This window comes from Flavobacterium flabelliforme (assembly GCF_017948675.1).
GTDB lineage: Bacteria > Bacteroidota > Bacteroidia > Flavobacteriales > Flavobacteriaceae > Flavobacterium > Flavobacterium pygoscelis.
In genome coordinates this window covers 359,340-376,649 of sequence record NZ_JAGFBU010000002.1, presented here as the reverse complement: position 1 = coordinate 376,649, position 17,310 = coordinate 359,340, and the positions used below count along the sequence as shown (strand labels likewise).

Here is a 17,310-nt window from a genome sequence, read left to right as displayed (position 1 = left end):
CAGAATCCATGAAAAAAATAATCACTTTAGTGGCAATCGTAGTTTTGCTAATTGGCTGTGGAAAATCAAAAAAAGAAGCTCAAATTCAAGGGAAAGTAGAAAAAGAACAAATTTCGATAGTTAGTAAGGTTCCTGGGAAAATCGTCCAACTATTAGTAAAAGAAGGCGATTTGGTAAAAAAAGGAGATACACTTGCTATTCTGGATCTTCCAGAAGTTGATGCCAAAAAACAGCAGGCTGAAGGCGCGGTTACTTCGGCAAAAGCACAGTACAATATGGCTGTGAAAGGGGCTACTGAAAACCAAATTAAACAACTTGAAGCAAAAAAACAAGGCCTGAAAGAACAGTATGAATTTGCTCAAAAATCCATCAAAAGATTGAGTAATATGCTCAAAGATTCCTTAGTTTCACAGCAAACCTATGATGAAACATTTGCTAAATATCAAGGAGCACAAGCACAATACAATGCTGTTCAGGCAGAATTGAACGAAGCAAAGAAAGGTGGCCGAATCGAGCAACAAACGATGGCTCTTGGTCAACAAGACAGAGCTGTTGGCGCATTGCAAGAAGTACAAACCGCAGACAAAGAGCGTTACATTATTGCCCCTCAAGACATGAGCATCGAAACCATAACCCTAAACTTAGGCGAACTTGCATTGCCTGGATATACCTTGTTTAATGGCTATATTGCCGATAGTGTTTATTTTCGTTTTACGGTTGCAGAAAACCAATTAGGCAAAATAAAAAAATGGCAGGAAATACTAGTTCATATCCCCTATACTAAAAAAGACATAAAAGGAATTGTTACTACCGTAAAACAATTGGGCGCCTATGGAAACATTGCAACTGCCTATCCCGATTATGAAATGCAGGAAAGCTTGTTTGAAATAAAAATAACGCCTTCGAATAGTAAGGAAGCAAAAGACCTGATTACAAAAACCACCGTAACTTTATCCCTATAAATTATGCAAAATTTCTGGTCACTTCTTAAAAGAGAATTCAAACTCTTTTGGCAAAATAAAGTACTCCGATTGCTTTTTATTGGAGCACCGTTACTTTATGGTATTTTGTTAGGCTACGTTTATGGAAAAGGAAAAGTTACCGACTTACCGATCGTTGTAGTGGATGAAGACCGTAGCGAAATGAGCGCAAAAGCATTGCAGATGTTTGATGATAATGAAGTGCTTAATATCACCTCATTATTATACGACCAAAATAATCTTTCCCAAATTGCCATAGAAAAAGAAGCAGCATGCGTTGTAATTATTCCAAAGGGTTTTGAGAAAATGGTGTTGACCAAAAAATATCCAGAAATTGTAACTATCGTAAACACCTCAAATGTTTTAACGGCTAATTACGCTTCTGGTGCTTTGCAACTTTGTCTTGGAACATTAAAAGCAGGGGTTCAAATGGAAACATTACGCAAACAAGGAATACCTGAAAAATTACTAGCGACACAATATGAACCGTTTAAAACAACCTTTATAAAAAAGAACAACCGCAGCACTAACTATATGTATTTCCTTTGGCCAGGAGTATTAGCAGCCGTTTTACAACAAGTTCTTTTGCTGGGTTTAGCGTTGTCTTTTGCGTCAGAATACGAGAACGGCACATTCAAAAAATTAGTAAAAAAAAGCCCTTCTTTACTAAAATTGATGAGTGTTAAAATTATTCCCTATTTAATGATGAGTTTCGGACTTTGGCTATTGTTTTGGTTATTTACCTTTTGGTTCCGGATTCCTTTCTATGACAACCTGCTTCCGCTTACGTTTGTAGCAGGAATATTTGTACTTTCTGTGTGCTTCATAGGGATTTTAGTCAGTATTATGATTCCAAACCAGTTAAAAGCAACCGAGATTTTAATGGTAATTGCTACGCCAAGCTTTATTTTGAGTGGATTTACCTGGCCTTTAAGTCAAATGCCAGTCTGGGTTCAAGGCATTGCTAATTGTATCCCGCTAACTCATTTCCTAAAAGCATTTCGCATTTTGATTATTGAAGACGGAACGCTATCCCAAACTACTAGTTCCATTTGGAATATGGTTATCATTGGAACAATTTGCGGTATTCTATCCTATATTGCTTTGTACTTAAAAAGAAAAAGTGTTTTAAAAGAAATTTAATATCCTGATATATAAAAAGCAAAAGGCATAAGAATTTAACTTATGCCTTTTACTTTTGTACTTTGCCTGTTAGAGCTAAAGGATTATTTCTCTATTTCATTCATACTATCCATTTTCTTGTGCGCTAAGAAACCTGTGATATCTTCAAAATGCTCCACTACTCTTTTGTTTCCAAATTCGAAAACCTTAGTTGCTAAACCATCAAGAAAATCTCTATCGTGAGAAACTAATATTAAAGTTCCATCAAAATCGCGCAACGCATCTTTGATAATATCTTTAGTTTTCATATCCAAGTGATTGGAAGGCTCATCCAGAATTAACAAGTTTACGGGCTCTAATAATAATTTTATCATCGCCAAACGTGTTTTTTCTCCACCAGAAAGCACTTTCACTTTCTTGGTCACGTCATCGCCATGAAACATAAACGCACCCAAAATGTCTTTGATTTTTGTTCGAACGTCTCCTACCGCAATATCATCAATAGTTTCAAATATCGTAGCATTTTCATTTAATAACGACGCTTGGTTTTGAGCAAAATAACCGATTTGCGCATTATGACCAATCTCTAGACTTCCGCCATCGATTTCGATTTGCTTCATAATTGCTTTGATCATCGTTGATTTTCCTTCTCCATTTTTACCAACAAATGCTACTTTCTCGCCTCTTTCGATAACAATATTAGCATCTTTGAAAACCACGTGATCGCCATACGATTTGGATAAATCTTTTACAATTACAGGATATTGACCCGAACGAACTGCGGGTGGAAACTTTAATTTCAACGCTGAAGTATCAACCTCGTCTACTTGAACAATAACCAACTTTTCTAACATTTTTACACGCGATTGAACGGCATCTGTTTTAGAAAAAGTTCCTTTGAAACGATCAATAAAAGTTCTGTTATCCGCAATCATACGTTGTTGCTCGTCGTATGCTTTTTGTTGGTGCATACGGCGGTCTTTTCTTAGTTCTAAATAATGAGAATACTTCGCTTTATAATCATAAATACGTCCCATTGTCACTTCAATAGTACGATTGGTTATATTATCTACAAAAGCTCTATCGTGCGAAATTACTACAACCGCTTTGGCTGAATTAATCAAGAAATCCTCTAACCACTGAATACTTTCAATATCCATGTGATTGGTAGGCTCATCTAACAAAATTAAGTCTGGTTTTTGCAACAAGATTTTAGCTAATTCTATTCGCATTCTCCAACCACCTGAAAACTCAGAAGTTTGACGACTAAAATCTTCTCTAACAAATCCTAAACCAATTAATATTTTCTCAACCTCAGCTTCGTAATTTACCTCTTCGATAGCATAGAATTTCTCACTTAGATCAGAAACTCTTTCAATTAATTTCATGTAAGCATCACTTTCGTAATCCGTACGAATCGTTAATTGTTCATTGATTTCATCTATTTCTGACTTCATAGAAAAAATTTCTCCAAATGCTTTTGAAGTTTCTTCCATAACAGTTGCGCCATCTGTAGTTAATAAATGCTGTGGCAAATAAGCGATAACCGCCTCTTTTGGTGCCGAAATATTTCCAGTTGATGGCTTGCTTTGACCTGCAATTATTTTAAGCAGCGTCGATTTTCCCGCTCCATTTTTACCCATTAGGGCAATCTTATCATTTTCATTTATAGCAAAAGAAACATCACTAAAAAGTGTTGTGCCCCCAAATTGCACAGAAATATCGTTAACTGTAATCATTTTTATAAGTTAGAGATTAGAAATCAAAAAATAGAATCAAAATAGTGCCTAAAATTTGAAGGTGCAAATATAGAGTAAATAAGTAATTAGTTTTTATAAAATAAAAGCTTCTAAAAACAGTAATAAATTACCATTTTCAGAAGCTTTTGCAAATAAAAAAAAGGTTTTAGACTTGCTCGTTTTTTTGAATAGTATTCCAAATATGAGCATTAGTAACTCCAATATCTTCCGGGCTAAAAACTGGATCTAAACCTTGCTTTTTCTGTTTTTCATAGTCTTTTAGCGCTGCTAATGCTGGTTTTTGAAGTAAAATGATTGCAATAATATTAAACCATGCCATCAATCCAACTCCAATATCTCCAATATCCCATGCTAGTTTAGCTTGATTTATAGAACCATACATGATCACTAACATCATAATTATTTTAAGAACATAATTAAAAACAGGAGATTCAAATTTTCTTGTTAGGTAAGAAATATTTGTTTCTGCAATATAATAATAAGCTAAAATAGTTGTAAACGCGAAGAAAAACAATGCAATAGCTACAAAATAAGAACCAAAACCTGGAAAAACGCTATCCATAGCACTCTGCGTGTATCCTGGACCTACTGCAATATTTTGAGCACCAGAATATAAGAATTCAGAGGCACCTGCGATTCCAAAATCTGGATTATGCACATTATACTTACCGGTCATTAATAACATAAATCCTGTTGCAGAACACACTAATAAAGTATCAATATAAACAGAGAAGGACTGAACTAAACCTTGTTTCGCCGGATGAGAAACATTGGCAGCCGCTGCAATATGTGGAGCTGTTCCTTGCCCAGCTTCATTAGAATAGATTCCTCTTTTTACTCCCCACTGAACTGCTAAACCAAAAACAGCTCCAAAACCAGCTTCCATATTAAAGGCACTTTTAAAAACTAAGGCAATTACATCAGGAAGGTTCTTGAAATCAACTACTATAATTATCACCGCAATTAACATATACCCAATAGCCATGAAAGGAACAATATATTCAGTGAATTTTGCGATCCTTTTTACACCTCCAAAAACAATTGCAGCAAATATCAAAACAAGACCAACACCAGTAACCCATGTTTCTAAGTTAAAGGCATTTTTGATTCCGTCTGCAACAGAATTTGCCTGAACACCTGGCAAAAGAACTCCAGCAGAAATTACAGAAACAATAGCAAATAAAACTCCAAACCATTTAATTCCTAATCCGCGCTCGATATAAAATGCAGGACCACCTCGCAATTCACCTAAATGTTTTTCTTTATAAATTTGAGCTAAAGTAGCTTCGATAAACGCTGTACTCGCTCCTAAAAAAGCCACTAACCACATCCAAAACATGGCTCCTGGACCTCCAAAAGCAATTGCTGTTGCTACTCCTGCAATATTTCCCGTACCTACTCTACCCGCCAAAGACATTGATAAAGCTTGAAAAGAGGAAACACCCGAATCAGTGCTCTTACCATCAAATAACAAACGAAACATTTCTTTGAAATGACGTACTTGTAAAAAACGCGTTCTTACAGAAAAATAAAGTCCTGTTCCAAGACACAAAGCGATTAATGCATTACTCCAAACAAGTCCATTGATGACACTTACAAAATTCTCCATATAATTAATTCATTTATAATTATCATAAAACCAATAAAGGTTTGATTTTATTATTAATTTTCGATAAAACTATAACATACAGACAATAAAAACTAACTATGTGCAGTAATAAAACTAAAAAAATAATTAATTCTCTATAAATCAACATCTAATAGATCACCTTTATTTTAGTTTAAAGTTGTTTTTTTAACATATAAAACTCATTATGTAAAATTAAATCGGCAAAAATGAACTAAAAAAAAACTGCCCCATTTACAAAAATGAGGCAGTTCTAGATCGATGAGTTTTCTAAATTAAATTAGTCTTTCCTCCATTTTTTACTTTCTTCAAAAACATGCTCTAAAATAGCAGCTTCTCTTTCGTCGAATTCAACACCTCTACGAATCATTACTAATTTAGCAGTTTCAAATGCTTTTTTAGTAAGATAGGTTGTAAATCCAGAAGCACCTCCCCAAGAAAAACTCGGTATAAAATTACGCGGAAAACCAGTACCAAAAATATTAGCACTTACACCCACAACAGTTCCAGTGTTAAACATAGTATTGATACCACATTTACTATGATCACCCATCATTAATCCACAAAATTGAAGACCCGTTTTAGCAAATCCTTCTGTTTCATAACTCCATAATTTTACTTCTTCGTAATTATTTTTTAGGTTTGAATTGTTAGTATCTGCACCCAAATTACACCATTCTCCCACAACAGAATCCCCTAAATATCCTTCATGTCCTTTATTAGAATGTGCAAAAAGAACGGTATTTTTTACTTCACCACCTATTCTTGAATGCGGTCCTACTGTTGTGGCACCATAAACTTTAGATCCCATTTTAACAGAGGCATTGTCACAAAGCGCAAAAGGACCACGAACCATAGATCCTTCCATAATTTCAGCGTCTTTACCTATATAGATAGGTCCCGCAGAGGCATTTAGAGTAACAAATTCTAATTTCGCACCTTCTTCAATAAATATATTTTCAGGAGCAATCACATTTACACTTCTAGGAATAGGTTGTGATTTTCTATCTTCTGTTAAATATTTAAAATCCTCCTGAATTGCCAAATCATTTTTAGAAAAAATCTCCCAAGTATTTTTAATCGTAATACACTCGTCGTGGTATTCTATAATTTCGTAAGTATCAAAATCTACTTCTTCCTGCTCTTCGCTGGTATAAAAAGCAATGACTTCATCTCCTTTAAAAATAGCTTGATTCACCTCTAAATTACTAACCATTTCAGCCAAAACATCATTAGGAAGAAAAGAGGCGTTTATCATAACATTTTCTTCTAACTCTACCATAGGATATTTTTCCGACAAGTATTCTTCGGTTAATGTAGTTGTAGTAGAACCCAAACGCATTTCCCATTTTTGACGAATGGTCACGATTCCGATAAGAATATCAGCAACAGGTCTTGTAAAAGTAAAAGGTAATAAGGCATTTCGTGCAGGTCCGTCAAAAAGGATATAATTCATAAAACGAATTTATTTATAGATTTCTTAGTTTTAAACTTTTTAAATGCAAAAATAATTATAAAAATGCGTTATTTTAATACAATTAGTACTAAAATTCACTTCACATTACTTATTATTAATAAAAAAAGCCACGCTTCCCAGCATGGCTTAATTATATAGATAAACAAATTAAAATTATTTAACGTGCTTAGCGTATTTAGTTTTAAATTTATCAATACGTCCTGCAGTATCGATAAGTTTAGATTTACCTGTGTAAAAAGGGTGAGAAGTTCTAGAGATCTCCATTTTCACTACTGGGTATTCAACACCATCGTGAGTAATTGTTTCTTTAGTATCTGCAGTAGATTTAGTGATAAAAACTTCGTCATTCGACATGTCTTTAAATGCAACTAATCTGTAATTTTCTGGGTGCGTTCCTTTTTTCATCGTGTTAATCTTTTTTTATTTGTTGGCTACAACTTGTTTTGAAGCTTTTCCTCTAACAGAAAAGGTATAAACTCATTATAACTTTTTGTTTTACAATATTATTTTGAGTTTGCAAATTTACAATTTATTTCCAATAACCAACTATATGCATGACTTTTTTTATATAATTGTAAAAAGAGATTTTTACACCGCCATATATTGGGAATTGTTATATTTGTAGCTTAATAAATATAAGTATAAATATGGAAAAGAAAATATCTCCTGCGAAATCTGGACTCCAATACGGCGTTTTATTCGGTGTAATAATGGTATTAGAGTTTGTTATAATGTACATTATCGGCATGAAAGCCCTTGTAGGAACAAGTGCAGGTTTGATTGTAAATATTGCCAATTATCTAATACTGCCATTTGTCTTTATTTATATAGGATGTAATAATTATAAAAAAAACATCAATAATGGATTTATTTCTTTTGGTGAATGTTTGAAAACTGGTGTGTCAATCACCTTTATCGCAGCACTTATATATGCTATTTTTAGTATTATCTTCAATTTAATTTTTCCAGAATTCATAGATGAGATGATTTCCATTTCAAGAAGTGAAATGATCAAAACAACTCCAAATATTACAAGTGAACAATTAGAATTAGGTTTAGGAATGATTAAAAAATTCATGAACCCATATATTGTTTTTCCAGCTACTCTTGCAATGTATTCCTTTTTCGGATTAATATATTCATTGATTGTTGGTGCATTTGTAAAGAACCAAAACCCGCAAAGCATATAAATTAATGAATTTATCCATACTTATACCGCTTCTTAACGAAGAGGAATCGCTACAAGAATTATACACTTGGATCATCAAAGTGATGCAAGAAAACAACTATACCTATGAAATTATTTTCTTAGATGATGGTAGTACGGATAATTCTTGGGCAATTATTGAAGGTTTTGCTCAAGAAAACAACTTTGTAAAAGGTGTTCGTTTCATGAAAAACTTTGGCAAGTCGCAAGCACTACATGCTGGTTTTGCAAAAGCTAAAGGCGATGTAATTATTACCATGGATGCCGATTTACAAGATAGTCCAGAAGAGATTCCGGGATTATATGAAATGATCGTAAACGGTAAGTATGATTTGGTTTCTGGCTGGAAAAAGAAACGCTACGACTCCGTTGTTGCCAAAAACTTACCCTCAAAATTATTCAATTGGGCTGCAAGAAAAACATCGGGAGTAGAACTCAATGATTTCAATTGTGGGCTAAAAGCTTATAAAAATGTTGTCGTAAAAAACATCGAAGTTTCTGGTGAAATGCACCGTTATATTCCTGTTTTAGCTAAAAATGCCGGATTTGGAAAAATTGGTGAAAAAGTAGTGCAACATCAAGCCAGAAAATATGGTGAAACTAAATTTGGTATGGAACGTTTCATCAATGGTTTCCTGGATTTAATTACGATTTGGTTTCTTTCTCGGTTTGGAAAACGTCCCATGCATTTATTTGGTGCTATAGGTTCTTTGATGTTCATAATTGGATTTATGTTAGCAGGATTTATTGGTATCTCTAAATTATACCATATGTACAATGACATGAGATACAGCCTTGTAACAAGTAACCCTTGGTTTTATATTGCATTAACATCAATGGTTTTAGGAACTCAATTATTCCTAGCTGGTTTCCTTGGAGAAATAATATTACGAACCAAAAATAACGAAGAGCGCTACAAAGTATCTAGAGAAGTGAATTTTTAGTTAATTTCATACAACTGAAACTTAGAAACAAATGCTTTTTGCATATTTAGCACTAAATTATCGTTTTTTTTAAAATACAGAATTTCGTTTATTAATGATCGAAAATAGGATTGCATGTAATATATTTTCTAAAGAGATGGTTGTTTCCTATTACATAAAAAGCTAAAATTTTGTTCTAATATCTTTCCTCAGGTGTAAAAGAGAGGTTTAGATTACTATTGTAGCTTTGCTAGTATTGAATCTAAGTTTGAAGACTATTTGTCTTGTATTATATTCAAATAATTAAAAATCAGTATCTAATTATCAACAAACATTTTGCTGACAACACAGACAATACCAACAAAATAAAGAGAGAAAAAAAGTTATACAAAAAGTTCATAAATGCCTAGCAAGTCTTGATTGGTTTGAATAAACTATTTACTGTTTTTCAACCAAAGATTTAAAAATCTAAAAACCTTGGGAATTACAAATAGTTCTTGAACTAAAAATTATTAAAAATGGAGATTAAACAAAATATATTAGACGCAGTAAATGAATGGCTTACACCAACATTTGATAATGAAACTCACATTGCCATTAAAGAGTTAATGACTACATCACCTGCGGAATTAGAAGAGAGTTTCTATAAAAATTTAGAATTTGGAACAGGCGGAATGCGTGGTGTAATGGGAGTTGGAAACAATCGTATCAATAAATATACGCTTGGAAAAAGCACACAAGGCCTTTGTAATTACATGCATGAAGTATTTCCTAACAAAAAATTAAAAGTTGCTATTGCTTATGATTGTCGCCACAACAGTAAAACTTTAGCAAAACTTGTAGCAGATGTTTTTACTGCTAATGGAATTTCAGTGTATTTATTTTCAGATTTACGACCTACGCCAGAATTATCTTTTGCCGTAAAATATTTAGGTTGCCAAGCAGGAATCGTTTTAACAGCTTCACACAATCCACCTGAATACAATGGTTACAAAGTATATTGGGAAGATGGGGGCCAAATTGTACCTCCAGAAGACAAAGGTATTATTACGAGTATTGAAAATTTAAATTACAATGAAATTAACTTTACAGCTAACGAAGATTTGATTCATTATATAGACACAGAAGTCGATAAAGCTTTTATAAAATCATCTATTCAAAATGCGAGCTTTAACACGGATGCTGCAGCCAAAGAAAATTTAAAAATCGTTTTTACCTCCTTACACGGAACCTCTATCACTTTGGTTCCTGATACTTTAGCGCAAGCTGGATACACCAATGTGCATATCGTACCTGAACAAGCGGTTCCTAATGGCGATTTCCCTACCGTAAAATCTCCAAATCCAGAAGAGCCAGAAGCATTGGCTATGGCGATTGCATTGGCAGAAAAAACCAATTCGGATATTGTTATAGGAACAGATCCAGATTGTGATCGTTTAGGCGTCGCCGTTCGAAACAATGAGGGTCAAATGATTTTGTTAAACGGGAATCAAACTATGATCTTGATGACTGCTTTTTTATTAGAACAATGGAAAAAAGCGGGAAAAATTAACGGAAAACAATTTGTAGGTTCTACAATTGTTTCTACTCCTATGATGATGGAGTTAGCGACTAATTATGAAGTAGAATGTAAAATAGGATTGACTGGCTTTAAATGGATAGCCAAAATGATAAAAGATTTTCCAGAACTAGAATTCATAGGTGGCGGTGAAGAAAGTTTTGGTTTTATGGTAGGTGATGCTGTTCGTGATAAAGATGCTGTTGCTGCTACTTTATTAATTTGCGAAATGGCAGCTCAAGCAAAAGCAAAAGGAAGTACCATTTACAAAGAGTTAGTCAAATTATACGTAGATAATGGATGCTACAAAGAGCATTTAGTTTCGTTGACCAAAAAAGGAATGCATGGCTTAGAAGAAATCAATCAGATGATGATTGATATGAGAGAGAATCCAATAAAAGAGATCAACGGACAACGCGTTATAATGGTAGAGGATTATCAGTCATCAACTGCTAAAAACTTACTAGACGACGAGATTACTACATTACAAATTCCAAAATCAAATGTTTTAATCTATTATATTGAAGACGGTTCTAAAATTTGCGCCCGTCCTAGCGGAACAGAACCAAAAATAAAGTTTTACATTAGTGTAAACACGGAATTACATGCGGTAGAAGATTTCAAGGAAGTAGAAGAAATCTTAGACAATAAAATAAAAGACATTATTGCAGCAATGCAACTGAATTAATTATAAAATATTAATTTTTCTGACAGACCCGACCCATTATATAAAAGGTCGGGTCTTGATGGTAAAAAACAAACAATGAGCAATTTCAAAAAGATATTTCCTTTTATAATTCCCTATAAAAAATACGCTTACTTAAATATATTTTTTAATGTTTTGTATGCGCTTTTTAGCACACTTTCCTTCATGGCATTGATACCCATGATGCAGGTTTTATTTGACCAAACAAAAAAAAATACTATCGCTCCTATTTATAACGGTTTTATAAATACCAATCATTTTTTTGAGGATATAAAACTCTATTTTGAAAGTACAAAACTCTTTTTAGAAAACTATCTAAGTTACTTTATTACCACAACAACAGCAACACAAGGCGTAGGTTATACATTGTCTATAATGGTTGCGGTTATTATTTCGATTTTTTTATTGAAAAATCTTTTTGATTATCTGGCTATGTTTTTTATTACCTTTTTACGAAATGGTATTCTAAAAGACATGCGAAATGCTATGTATAAAAAAACCATCAATTTACCCTTATCCTTTTTTTCTGAAAAGAGAAAAGGTGATGTTATCTCTAGAATTTCTGCTGATGTAAACGAAGTGCAAACTTCCTTTTTGTCTATACTAGAACTTGTTGTAAAAGAACCTCTGACCATTGTTTTTACCATAATTGCTATGCTTTCGATAAGTGTAAAACTAACCTTATTTGTATTTATTTTCATCCCAGTTTCGGGTTATATCATATCATTAATAGGAAAGCAATTAAAAAAACAATCAACAAAAGCACAACAAGAACAAGGTATTTTCCTATCTACGATTGAAGAAACCTTAGGGGGATTAAAAGTCGTAAAAGGATACAACTCAGAGAATCATTTTTATAAAGTTTTTCAAGAATCTACTCAACGTTTTTTTAATTTATCCAACAGCATTGGAAACCGTCAGAATCTAGCTTCACCTGCGAGTGAATTTATGGGAATTATGGTTATCGCTATCTTATTATGGTATGGCGGACAAATGGTTTTGATAGAAAAAACTTTAAATGGAGCTTCCTTTATTGCTTACATGGGACTTGCTTATAACATTCTTACACCAGCAAAATCAATATCTAAGGCTTCATATTCTGTAAAAAGAGGAAACGCAGCGGCAGAGCGAGTTTTAGAAATTTTAGAACAAGAAAATACCATTACTAGTAAAGTTAATGCGATTAAGAAAGATTCTTTTGACACAAACATTGTCATCAAAGACATCAACTTTAAATACGAAAATGAGAATGTTTTGAAAGATTTTTCATTGGAAGTAAAAAAAGGACAAACCATTGCACTTGTAGGCCAATCGGGTAGCGGAAAAAGTACTATTGCTAATTTGCTAACCCGTTTTTACGATGTTAATGAAGGGACTATATGTATTGATGGAGTTGATATTAAAGACATGAATCTACATTCTCTTCGTGATTTAATGGGACTGGTTACACAAGATAGCATTTTGTTTAATGACACTATTAAAGCCAATATTGCTTTAGGAAAGCACGATGCCACAGATTATGAAATTATGGAAGCGCTAAAAATTGCTAATGCTTACGAATTTGTAAAAGACCTACCTCTTGGAATTCATACCAATATTGGTGATAGCGGAAACAAACTTTCGGGTGGACAAAAACAACGTTTATCTATCGCTCGTGCCGTTTTGAAAAATCCTCCTATCATGATTTTAGATGAAGCTACATCAGCCTTGGATACGGAAAGCGAAAAATTTGTTCAAATTGCGTTAGAGAATATGATGCAAAACAGAACATCTATTGTAATTGCGCACCGACTTTCGACCATTCAAAAAGCCGATTTAATTGTGGTAATGAAAAAAGGAAAAATTGTTGAGCAAGGCAAACATGACGAACTTATGGCAATGAATGGTAATTATAACAAGTTAGTCTCTATGCAATCTTTTGAATAACTTATTTTTAAGAAGTATTTTTTTTATTTAATTAAAATCTAATACCATGTACATCCATAATCCAAACATAAAACTACCTGAGGATCCAAATACTATTATTTGGAAGTATCTCGATTTGTCAAAGTTTCTGGATTTACTGATGTCTCAAAAACTATTCATGTCTCGATCTGATAAATTTGAAGATCAGTACGAAGGTACTTTCAGCGAGCCTACATTTGAAGAAATAAAGAAGCTTTCTATTGACAATCCTTCTTTTTTAGATTTTTATAAAAGTCATAGAGAAAAAGTAGCCATTAGCAGTTGGCATATTAATGAGTATGAATCGTTTGCTATGTGGCAAATTTTCACTCAAAACAGTGAAGGTTTAGCCATACAGTCTACTATAGGAAGGCTACAAAAATCGCTTATTCCCGAAACAAATTTCAACCAATACATTGGGGAAGTAAACTACATTGATTACAAGAAAGAACATATTCCTTTTGACGATATGTTCTTTCCTTTTTTATTCAAACGTAAAAGCTTTCAATATGAAGGTGAAGTACGCGTTATTACTGATATTGGCGACAATCAATTAAGGATAAATGAAGGATTGAAAATCAATGTTAATATTAACGAGCTGATTGAAAAAATATACATTCATCCTAAATCTGAAAACTGGTATAAAAACCTAGTTATACAATTAGTAAAAAAGCTGAATTTCGATTTTACAATAGAAAAATCAGATTTAGAAAGTGATATTTTAATTTAGAATTAATCCTAAACCGGTTCGTAGCTTACTATCTTCCATTCTTTATTGGATAGATCAATGTAGTAGTAATTTACAGCATCATTTTTATCAAATTCACCATTTTTATTAGTGTCTTCAACTGTTCTATAATACAATCGATTTTTAGATGTTATTAATTTCCAATCGATTAATTCCTGAAAATCAGTAGATATTTTAGTAAATCGTTCTCCGCTAATATCACTCAAATACAATGCTTTGATATCACTGGTATCTAATTTGCCATCTTTGTTAGTATCCATATCTACCATAGTATATACCATGACATGATTGTTAGTTTTATCAGCTACAGACTTTAAATAAGTTGCGGTTTGTATTAAAACTGGTTTATCAGTTAACTTCCTAATAGAATCAGAATCAATTTTTTGGAATTTAATGTTTTGTAAATAACCCGTAATTTCAAATTCTCCATAATTAGAAATCGTAAAACTCAAGTCATTTACATTTGACGAACCATAGCGTGCTTTAATTCCTTTTTCACGAATGCTTAAATCAGCAACTGGATGCAATAAGTAATCTGTTCCATCCATTTGTATTGGCAAATCAGCAATTTGAATTTGAGATGAATCTTTTCGAACTGGATCTTTTGCTTTAGCGGTTTGATCGTAAGTTACTTTAGGCTTTTCTACCTCTTCCTTACAACTTGCTAAAAGTAAAACTGCTATTCCTATAAATGTAAATTGTATTTTTTTCATATTGTAATACTATTAATATTCAAATGTAATCATTTTTAAAAAATGGTACGTGCATTAAAACTTGATTTAACTTAATAAATAGCTGTACGGCTTGCTAACTTACGTTCTTTTTTTTTATTATAACTTTGCAGTCAATTTTAAATTAAAGACACGGGTAGTCATATAATTTGGAATGGCATATTGATTTTTAGAATACACATCCCTTACCCAAGTATTTGTAATCGCATTTTGATTGTTAAAAAGATTAAAAATCTCTAAACCTAAAGTCAATTCTTTAAAACTATTCAGCCAAAGTGTTTTTCTTTTTTCAGTATTAGAATCAATCAAAACTTTAGAAAAACCTACATCTACTCTACGATAGTCATTCAATCTATTTTGATATAAATAAGGATTCGTGTATGAAGGTGATCCTCCTGGTAATCCTGTATTATAAACTAAATTTAAGTATAATTTTAAACTTGGAATTGTTGGCATATAATCTTGAAATAACAATCCAAATTTTAATCTTTGATCCGTAGGTCTGGCAATATATCCTTTTTCTTGACTATTTTCCTGGGTTTTTAAATAACCAAAACTAATCCAAGATTCCGTACCTGGGACAAACTCGCCATTTAACCTTAAATCTAATCCCTGTACATAAGCTGTAGCATCATTATTAGCGGCATATCGAATTCGAACATTGTCTATTGTGTAGGTATTAACATTGGTTAATGATTTATAATACAACTCGGAAACTAGTTTAAAAGGACGGCTCCACATCTTGAAACTGTAGTCATTCGCTAACACAATATGTACGGATTGTTGTGCTTTTGTATTGGTTTGAACTACGGCTTGGGCATTTCTTAATTCTCTGTAAAACGGAGGTTGGTGATACAATCCTCCAGATAATCTAAATACCATATCTTTTTGCCAATTCGGTTTTATAGCAATTTGTGCCCTTGGACTAAAAGTAGTTTGAAATTTACCTATTTCGTTATCTCCTAAAACATTCCAACTCTGCGCCCGAACGCCAGCATTATAAAAAACTTCACTAGAACCAATAAATCCTTTTAAACTCCATTGAAAATAACCAGAAAATCTATTAATAGAGTTAAAATTAGTAGCTCTTACATTTTGATAAGGAATAAGTGGTCCGGTATAGGAAGAATAAGGCTGATCATTTTTAGGCAAATTAATCATAGGAGGATTTATAGAAAAACCTGCTGAATCGATTACCTCCCACTCAATGATACGATCTCTTATGGACTCTCTAGTATATTTAATTCCCCATTCTAATTGACTATTTTTCCAATCCTGAAAACCCTTAATTTCTGTATTTACAATTAATGCATCCAGATCATTTCTGGCATGATTGAGCTGCGAACCAATCCCTCTTGTATAACCCACTTTCCCAAAACTTTCGGAACCCAAACTCGAATCAACTTCACCAAGTTTGTACTGTGCCAAAACATCAAAATATTCCTGTTCAATTGTATGAAATATAGAACCTATAAATTTCAAAGTAAAGTGATCATTGGCGTTGTATGTAGTCTTAAAAGCTCCAAAATAAGTATCGTACTTGTCCTTTTCTTGACCTTCATAAAAAACAGTCAAAACCATTGGTTTATCAATTGTTCCAAAATTAGTTTGTCGCGTCAAGGGTTGATATTGATACTTATTTTGAGAAATGTTTCCTAAAAAACTAAATTGCCATTTTGCAGATGCTACATAATTAATATTCGTTTGAAGATCCGCAAAAGAGGGTTTAAAATTGGTTTGTGTTTCTTGACTTTTGACTAATAGACTATTATTGCGATACCTAACCCCCGTAATAACAGACCATTTTTTATTTTGAGAAACACCATCTACAAATACGCTTCCGCCAAGGAAACTCGCTTCAATACCAGAGCTGAATTTTATAGGTTTTCTATAAGTAATATCTAAAACTGAGGATAATTTATCTCCAAATTTAGCTTGAAAACCACCCGCAGAAAAATCTACATTTTGTACTAAATCAGTATTGGTAAAACTAAGACCTTCTTGTTGACCAGATCGAATAAGAAAAGGGCGATAGACTTCAATTTCATTTACATAAACTAAATTTTCATCATAGTTTCCTCCACGAACTGCATATTGAGTACTTAATTCATTATTAGAATTGACACCTGGTAAAGTTTTCAAAATATTTTCGACTCCTGGGTTAGCTCCTGGAATTCTTTTAAGCAATTCTGGCTCAATATCAATCCCATTTTGAAATAGCTTTTTAGAAGTACCGTCAACCAAAACTTCACTCATTTGTTCCTCTTGATCACTCATTACAGGATTAAACTCTTTAGTTTCGTTGGTAGCTAAAGTAAGGTAAACTGTAACTTTTTTTAGAGACACATGAGAAAAAACAACTGTTACTTTTTGATTGGCAGGAACTTTTAGCTCATAAAATCCATCATAATTCGATTTTGTAGTTATTGAAAGACAAGAAATATTAACATTCTCTACTGGATGATTATTTTTGTCTAAAACAATCCCTTTAATCCTAGCTGTCTGACCAAAAATCATCAGACTTAGT

The 17,310-nt window shown here is 32.8% G+C and carries 13 protein-coding genes; 7 read left to right on the top strand and 6 right to left on the bottom strand.

Going from position 1 to position 17,310, the window contains the following annotated elements:
• Positions 1-8: 8 nt before the first annotated feature.
• Positions 9-962 carry an HlyD family secretion protein gene (locus J3S90_RS08000; RefSeq protein WP_210645747.1) on the top strand — a complete coding sequence of 318 codons (954 nt, stop codon included), beginning with the start codon at positions 9-11 and terminating at the stop codon, positions 960-962.
• A 3-nt stretch (positions 963-965) separates the two neighbouring features.
• A complete protein-coding gene (locus J3S90_RS07995) occupies positions 966-2,123 on the top strand; it encodes an ABC transporter permease (protein WP_210645746.1) in 1,158 nt (385 codons plus the stop codon).
• A gap of 83 nt (positions 2,124-2,206) precedes the next feature.
• Here the strand turns inward: J3S90_RS07995 and J3S90_RS07990 are convergent, their stop codons facing one another.
• From J3S90_RS07990 to J3S90_RS07975, 4 genes are all read right to left on the bottom strand, one after another.
• Positions 2,207-3,841 carry an ABC-F family ATP-binding cassette domain-containing protein gene (locus J3S90_RS07990; protein ID WP_210645745.1) on the bottom strand — a complete coding sequence of 545 codons (1,635 nt, stop codon included), beginning with the start codon at positions 3,839-3,841 and terminating at the stop codon, positions 2,207-2,209.
• A gap of 166 nt (positions 3,842-4,007) precedes the next feature.
• Complete coding sequence (locus tag J3S90_RS07985) at positions 4,008-5,471, bottom strand: alanine/glycine:cation symporter family protein (RefSeq protein ID WP_210645744.1); 1,464 nt, start codon at positions 5,469-5,471, stop codon at positions 4,008-4,010.
• Positions 5,472-5,769: 298 nt separating this feature from the next.
• Entirely contained in the window at positions 5,770-6,945 is a 1,176-nt protein-coding gene (locus J3S90_RS07980) for a GlmU family protein (RefSeq protein WP_188051137.1), read from the bottom strand.
• Between the two features lie 174 nt (positions 6,946-7,119).
• Positions 7,120-7,371: a type B 50S ribosomal protein L31 gene (locus J3S90_RS07975; RefSeq protein ID WP_188051136.1), complete on the bottom strand. Its 252-nt coding sequence runs from the start codon at positions 7,369-7,371 to the stop codon at positions 7,120-7,122.
• Between the two features lie 242 nt (positions 7,372-7,613).
• Between J3S90_RS07975 and J3S90_RS07970 the strand changes: the two genes are divergently transcribed.
• The 5 genes from J3S90_RS07970 to J3S90_RS07950 all read left to right on the top strand — a co-directional run bounded on the left by J3S90_RS07970 (position 7,614) and on the right by J3S90_RS07950 (position 14,034).
• Positions 7,614-8,156, top strand: coding sequence for a DUF4199 domain-containing protein (locus J3S90_RS07970; RefSeq protein ID WP_210645743.1), 543 nt, complete (start codon positions 7,614-7,616; stop codon positions 8,154-8,156).
• A 4-nt stretch (positions 8,157-8,160) separates the two neighbouring features.
• Positions 8,161-9,117, top strand: coding sequence for a glycosyltransferase family 2 protein (locus J3S90_RS07965; RefSeq protein ID WP_210645742.1), 957 nt, complete (start codon positions 8,161-8,163; stop codon positions 9,115-9,117).
• 497 nt (positions 9,118-9,614) lie between these two features.
• Positions 9,615-11,342: a phospho-sugar mutase gene (locus tag J3S90_RS07960; protein WP_210645741.1), complete on the top strand. Its 1,728-nt coding sequence runs from the start codon at positions 9,615-9,617 to the stop codon at positions 11,340-11,342.
• Between the two features lie 75 nt (positions 11,343-11,417).
• Positions 11,418-13,286 (top strand): ABC transporter ATP-binding protein, encoded by a 1,869-nt coding sequence (locus tag J3S90_RS07955; RefSeq protein ID WP_210645740.1) that lies wholly within the window; start codon positions 11,418-11,420, stop codon positions 13,284-13,286.
• 46 nt (positions 13,287-13,332) lie between these two features.
• Positions 13,333-14,034, top strand: coding sequence for a hypothetical protein (locus tag J3S90_RS07950; protein ID WP_188051131.1), 702 nt, complete (start codon positions 13,333-13,335; stop codon positions 14,032-14,034).
• A gap of 8 nt (positions 14,035-14,042) precedes the next feature.
• On the opposite strand, the gene J3S90_RS07945 is transcribed toward J3S90_RS07950, so the two are convergent.
• Positions 14,043-14,765 carry a hypothetical protein gene (locus J3S90_RS07945; protein ID WP_210645739.1) on the bottom strand — a complete coding sequence of 241 codons (723 nt, stop codon included), beginning with the start codon at positions 14,763-14,765 and terminating at the stop codon, positions 14,043-14,045.
• 117 nt (positions 14,766-14,882) lie between these two features.
• Positions 14,883-17,300 carry a TonB-dependent receptor gene (locus J3S90_RS07940; RefSeq protein WP_210645868.1) on the bottom strand — a complete coding sequence of 806 codons (2,418 nt, stop codon included), beginning with the start codon at positions 17,298-17,300 and terminating at the stop codon, positions 14,883-14,885.
• Positions 17,301-17,310: the final 10 nt, after the last annotated feature.

Excerpts from the sequence above, each read along its gene's own strand:
- J3S90_RS08000 (WP_210645747.1), top strand. The coding sequence starts at position 9 with ATGAAAAAAATAATCACTTTAGTGGCAATCGTAGTTTTGCTAATTGGC.
- J3S90_RS07995 (WP_210645746.1), top strand. The coding sequence starts at position 966 with ATGCAAAATTTCTGGTCACTTCTTAAAAGAGAATTCAAACTCTTTTGG.
- J3S90_RS07990 (WP_210645745.1), bottom strand. The coding sequence starts at position 3,841 with ATGATTACAGTTAACGATATTTCTGTGCAATTTGGGGGCACAACACTT.
- J3S90_RS07985 (WP_210645744.1), bottom strand. The coding sequence starts at position 5,471 with ATGGAGAATTTTGTAAGTGTCATCAATGGACTTGTTTGGAGTAATGCA.
- J3S90_RS07980 (WP_188051137.1), bottom strand. The coding sequence starts at position 6,945 with ATGAATTATATCCTTTTTGACGGACCTGCACGAAATGCCTTATTACCT.
- J3S90_RS07975 (WP_188051136.1), bottom strand. The coding sequence starts at position 7,371 with ATGAAAAAAGGAACGCACCCAGAAAATTACAGATTAGTTGCATTTAAA.
- J3S90_RS07970 (WP_210645743.1), top strand. The coding sequence starts at position 7,614 with ATGGAAAAGAAAATATCTCCTGCGAAATCTGGACTCCAATACGGCGTT.
- J3S90_RS07965 (WP_210645742.1), top strand. The coding sequence starts at position 8,161 with ATGAATTTATCCATACTTATACCGCTTCTTAACGAAGAGGAATCGCTA.
- J3S90_RS07960 (WP_210645741.1), top strand. The coding sequence starts at position 9,615 with ATGGAGATTAAACAAAATATATTAGACGCAGTAAATGAATGGCTTACA.
- J3S90_RS07955 (WP_210645740.1), top strand. The coding sequence starts at position 11,418 with ATGAGCAATTTCAAAAAGATATTTCCTTTTATAATTCCCTATAAAAAA.
- J3S90_RS07950 (WP_188051131.1), top strand. The coding sequence starts at position 13,333 with ATGTACATCCATAATCCAAACATAAAACTACCTGAGGATCCAAATACT.
- J3S90_RS07945 (WP_210645739.1), bottom strand. The coding sequence starts at position 14,765 with ATGAAAAAAATACAATTTACATTTATAGGAATAGCAGTTTTACTTTTA.
- J3S90_RS07940 (WP_210645868.1), bottom strand. The coding sequence starts at position 17,300 with ATGATTTTTGGTCAGACAGCTAGGATTAAAGGGATTGTTTTAGACAAA.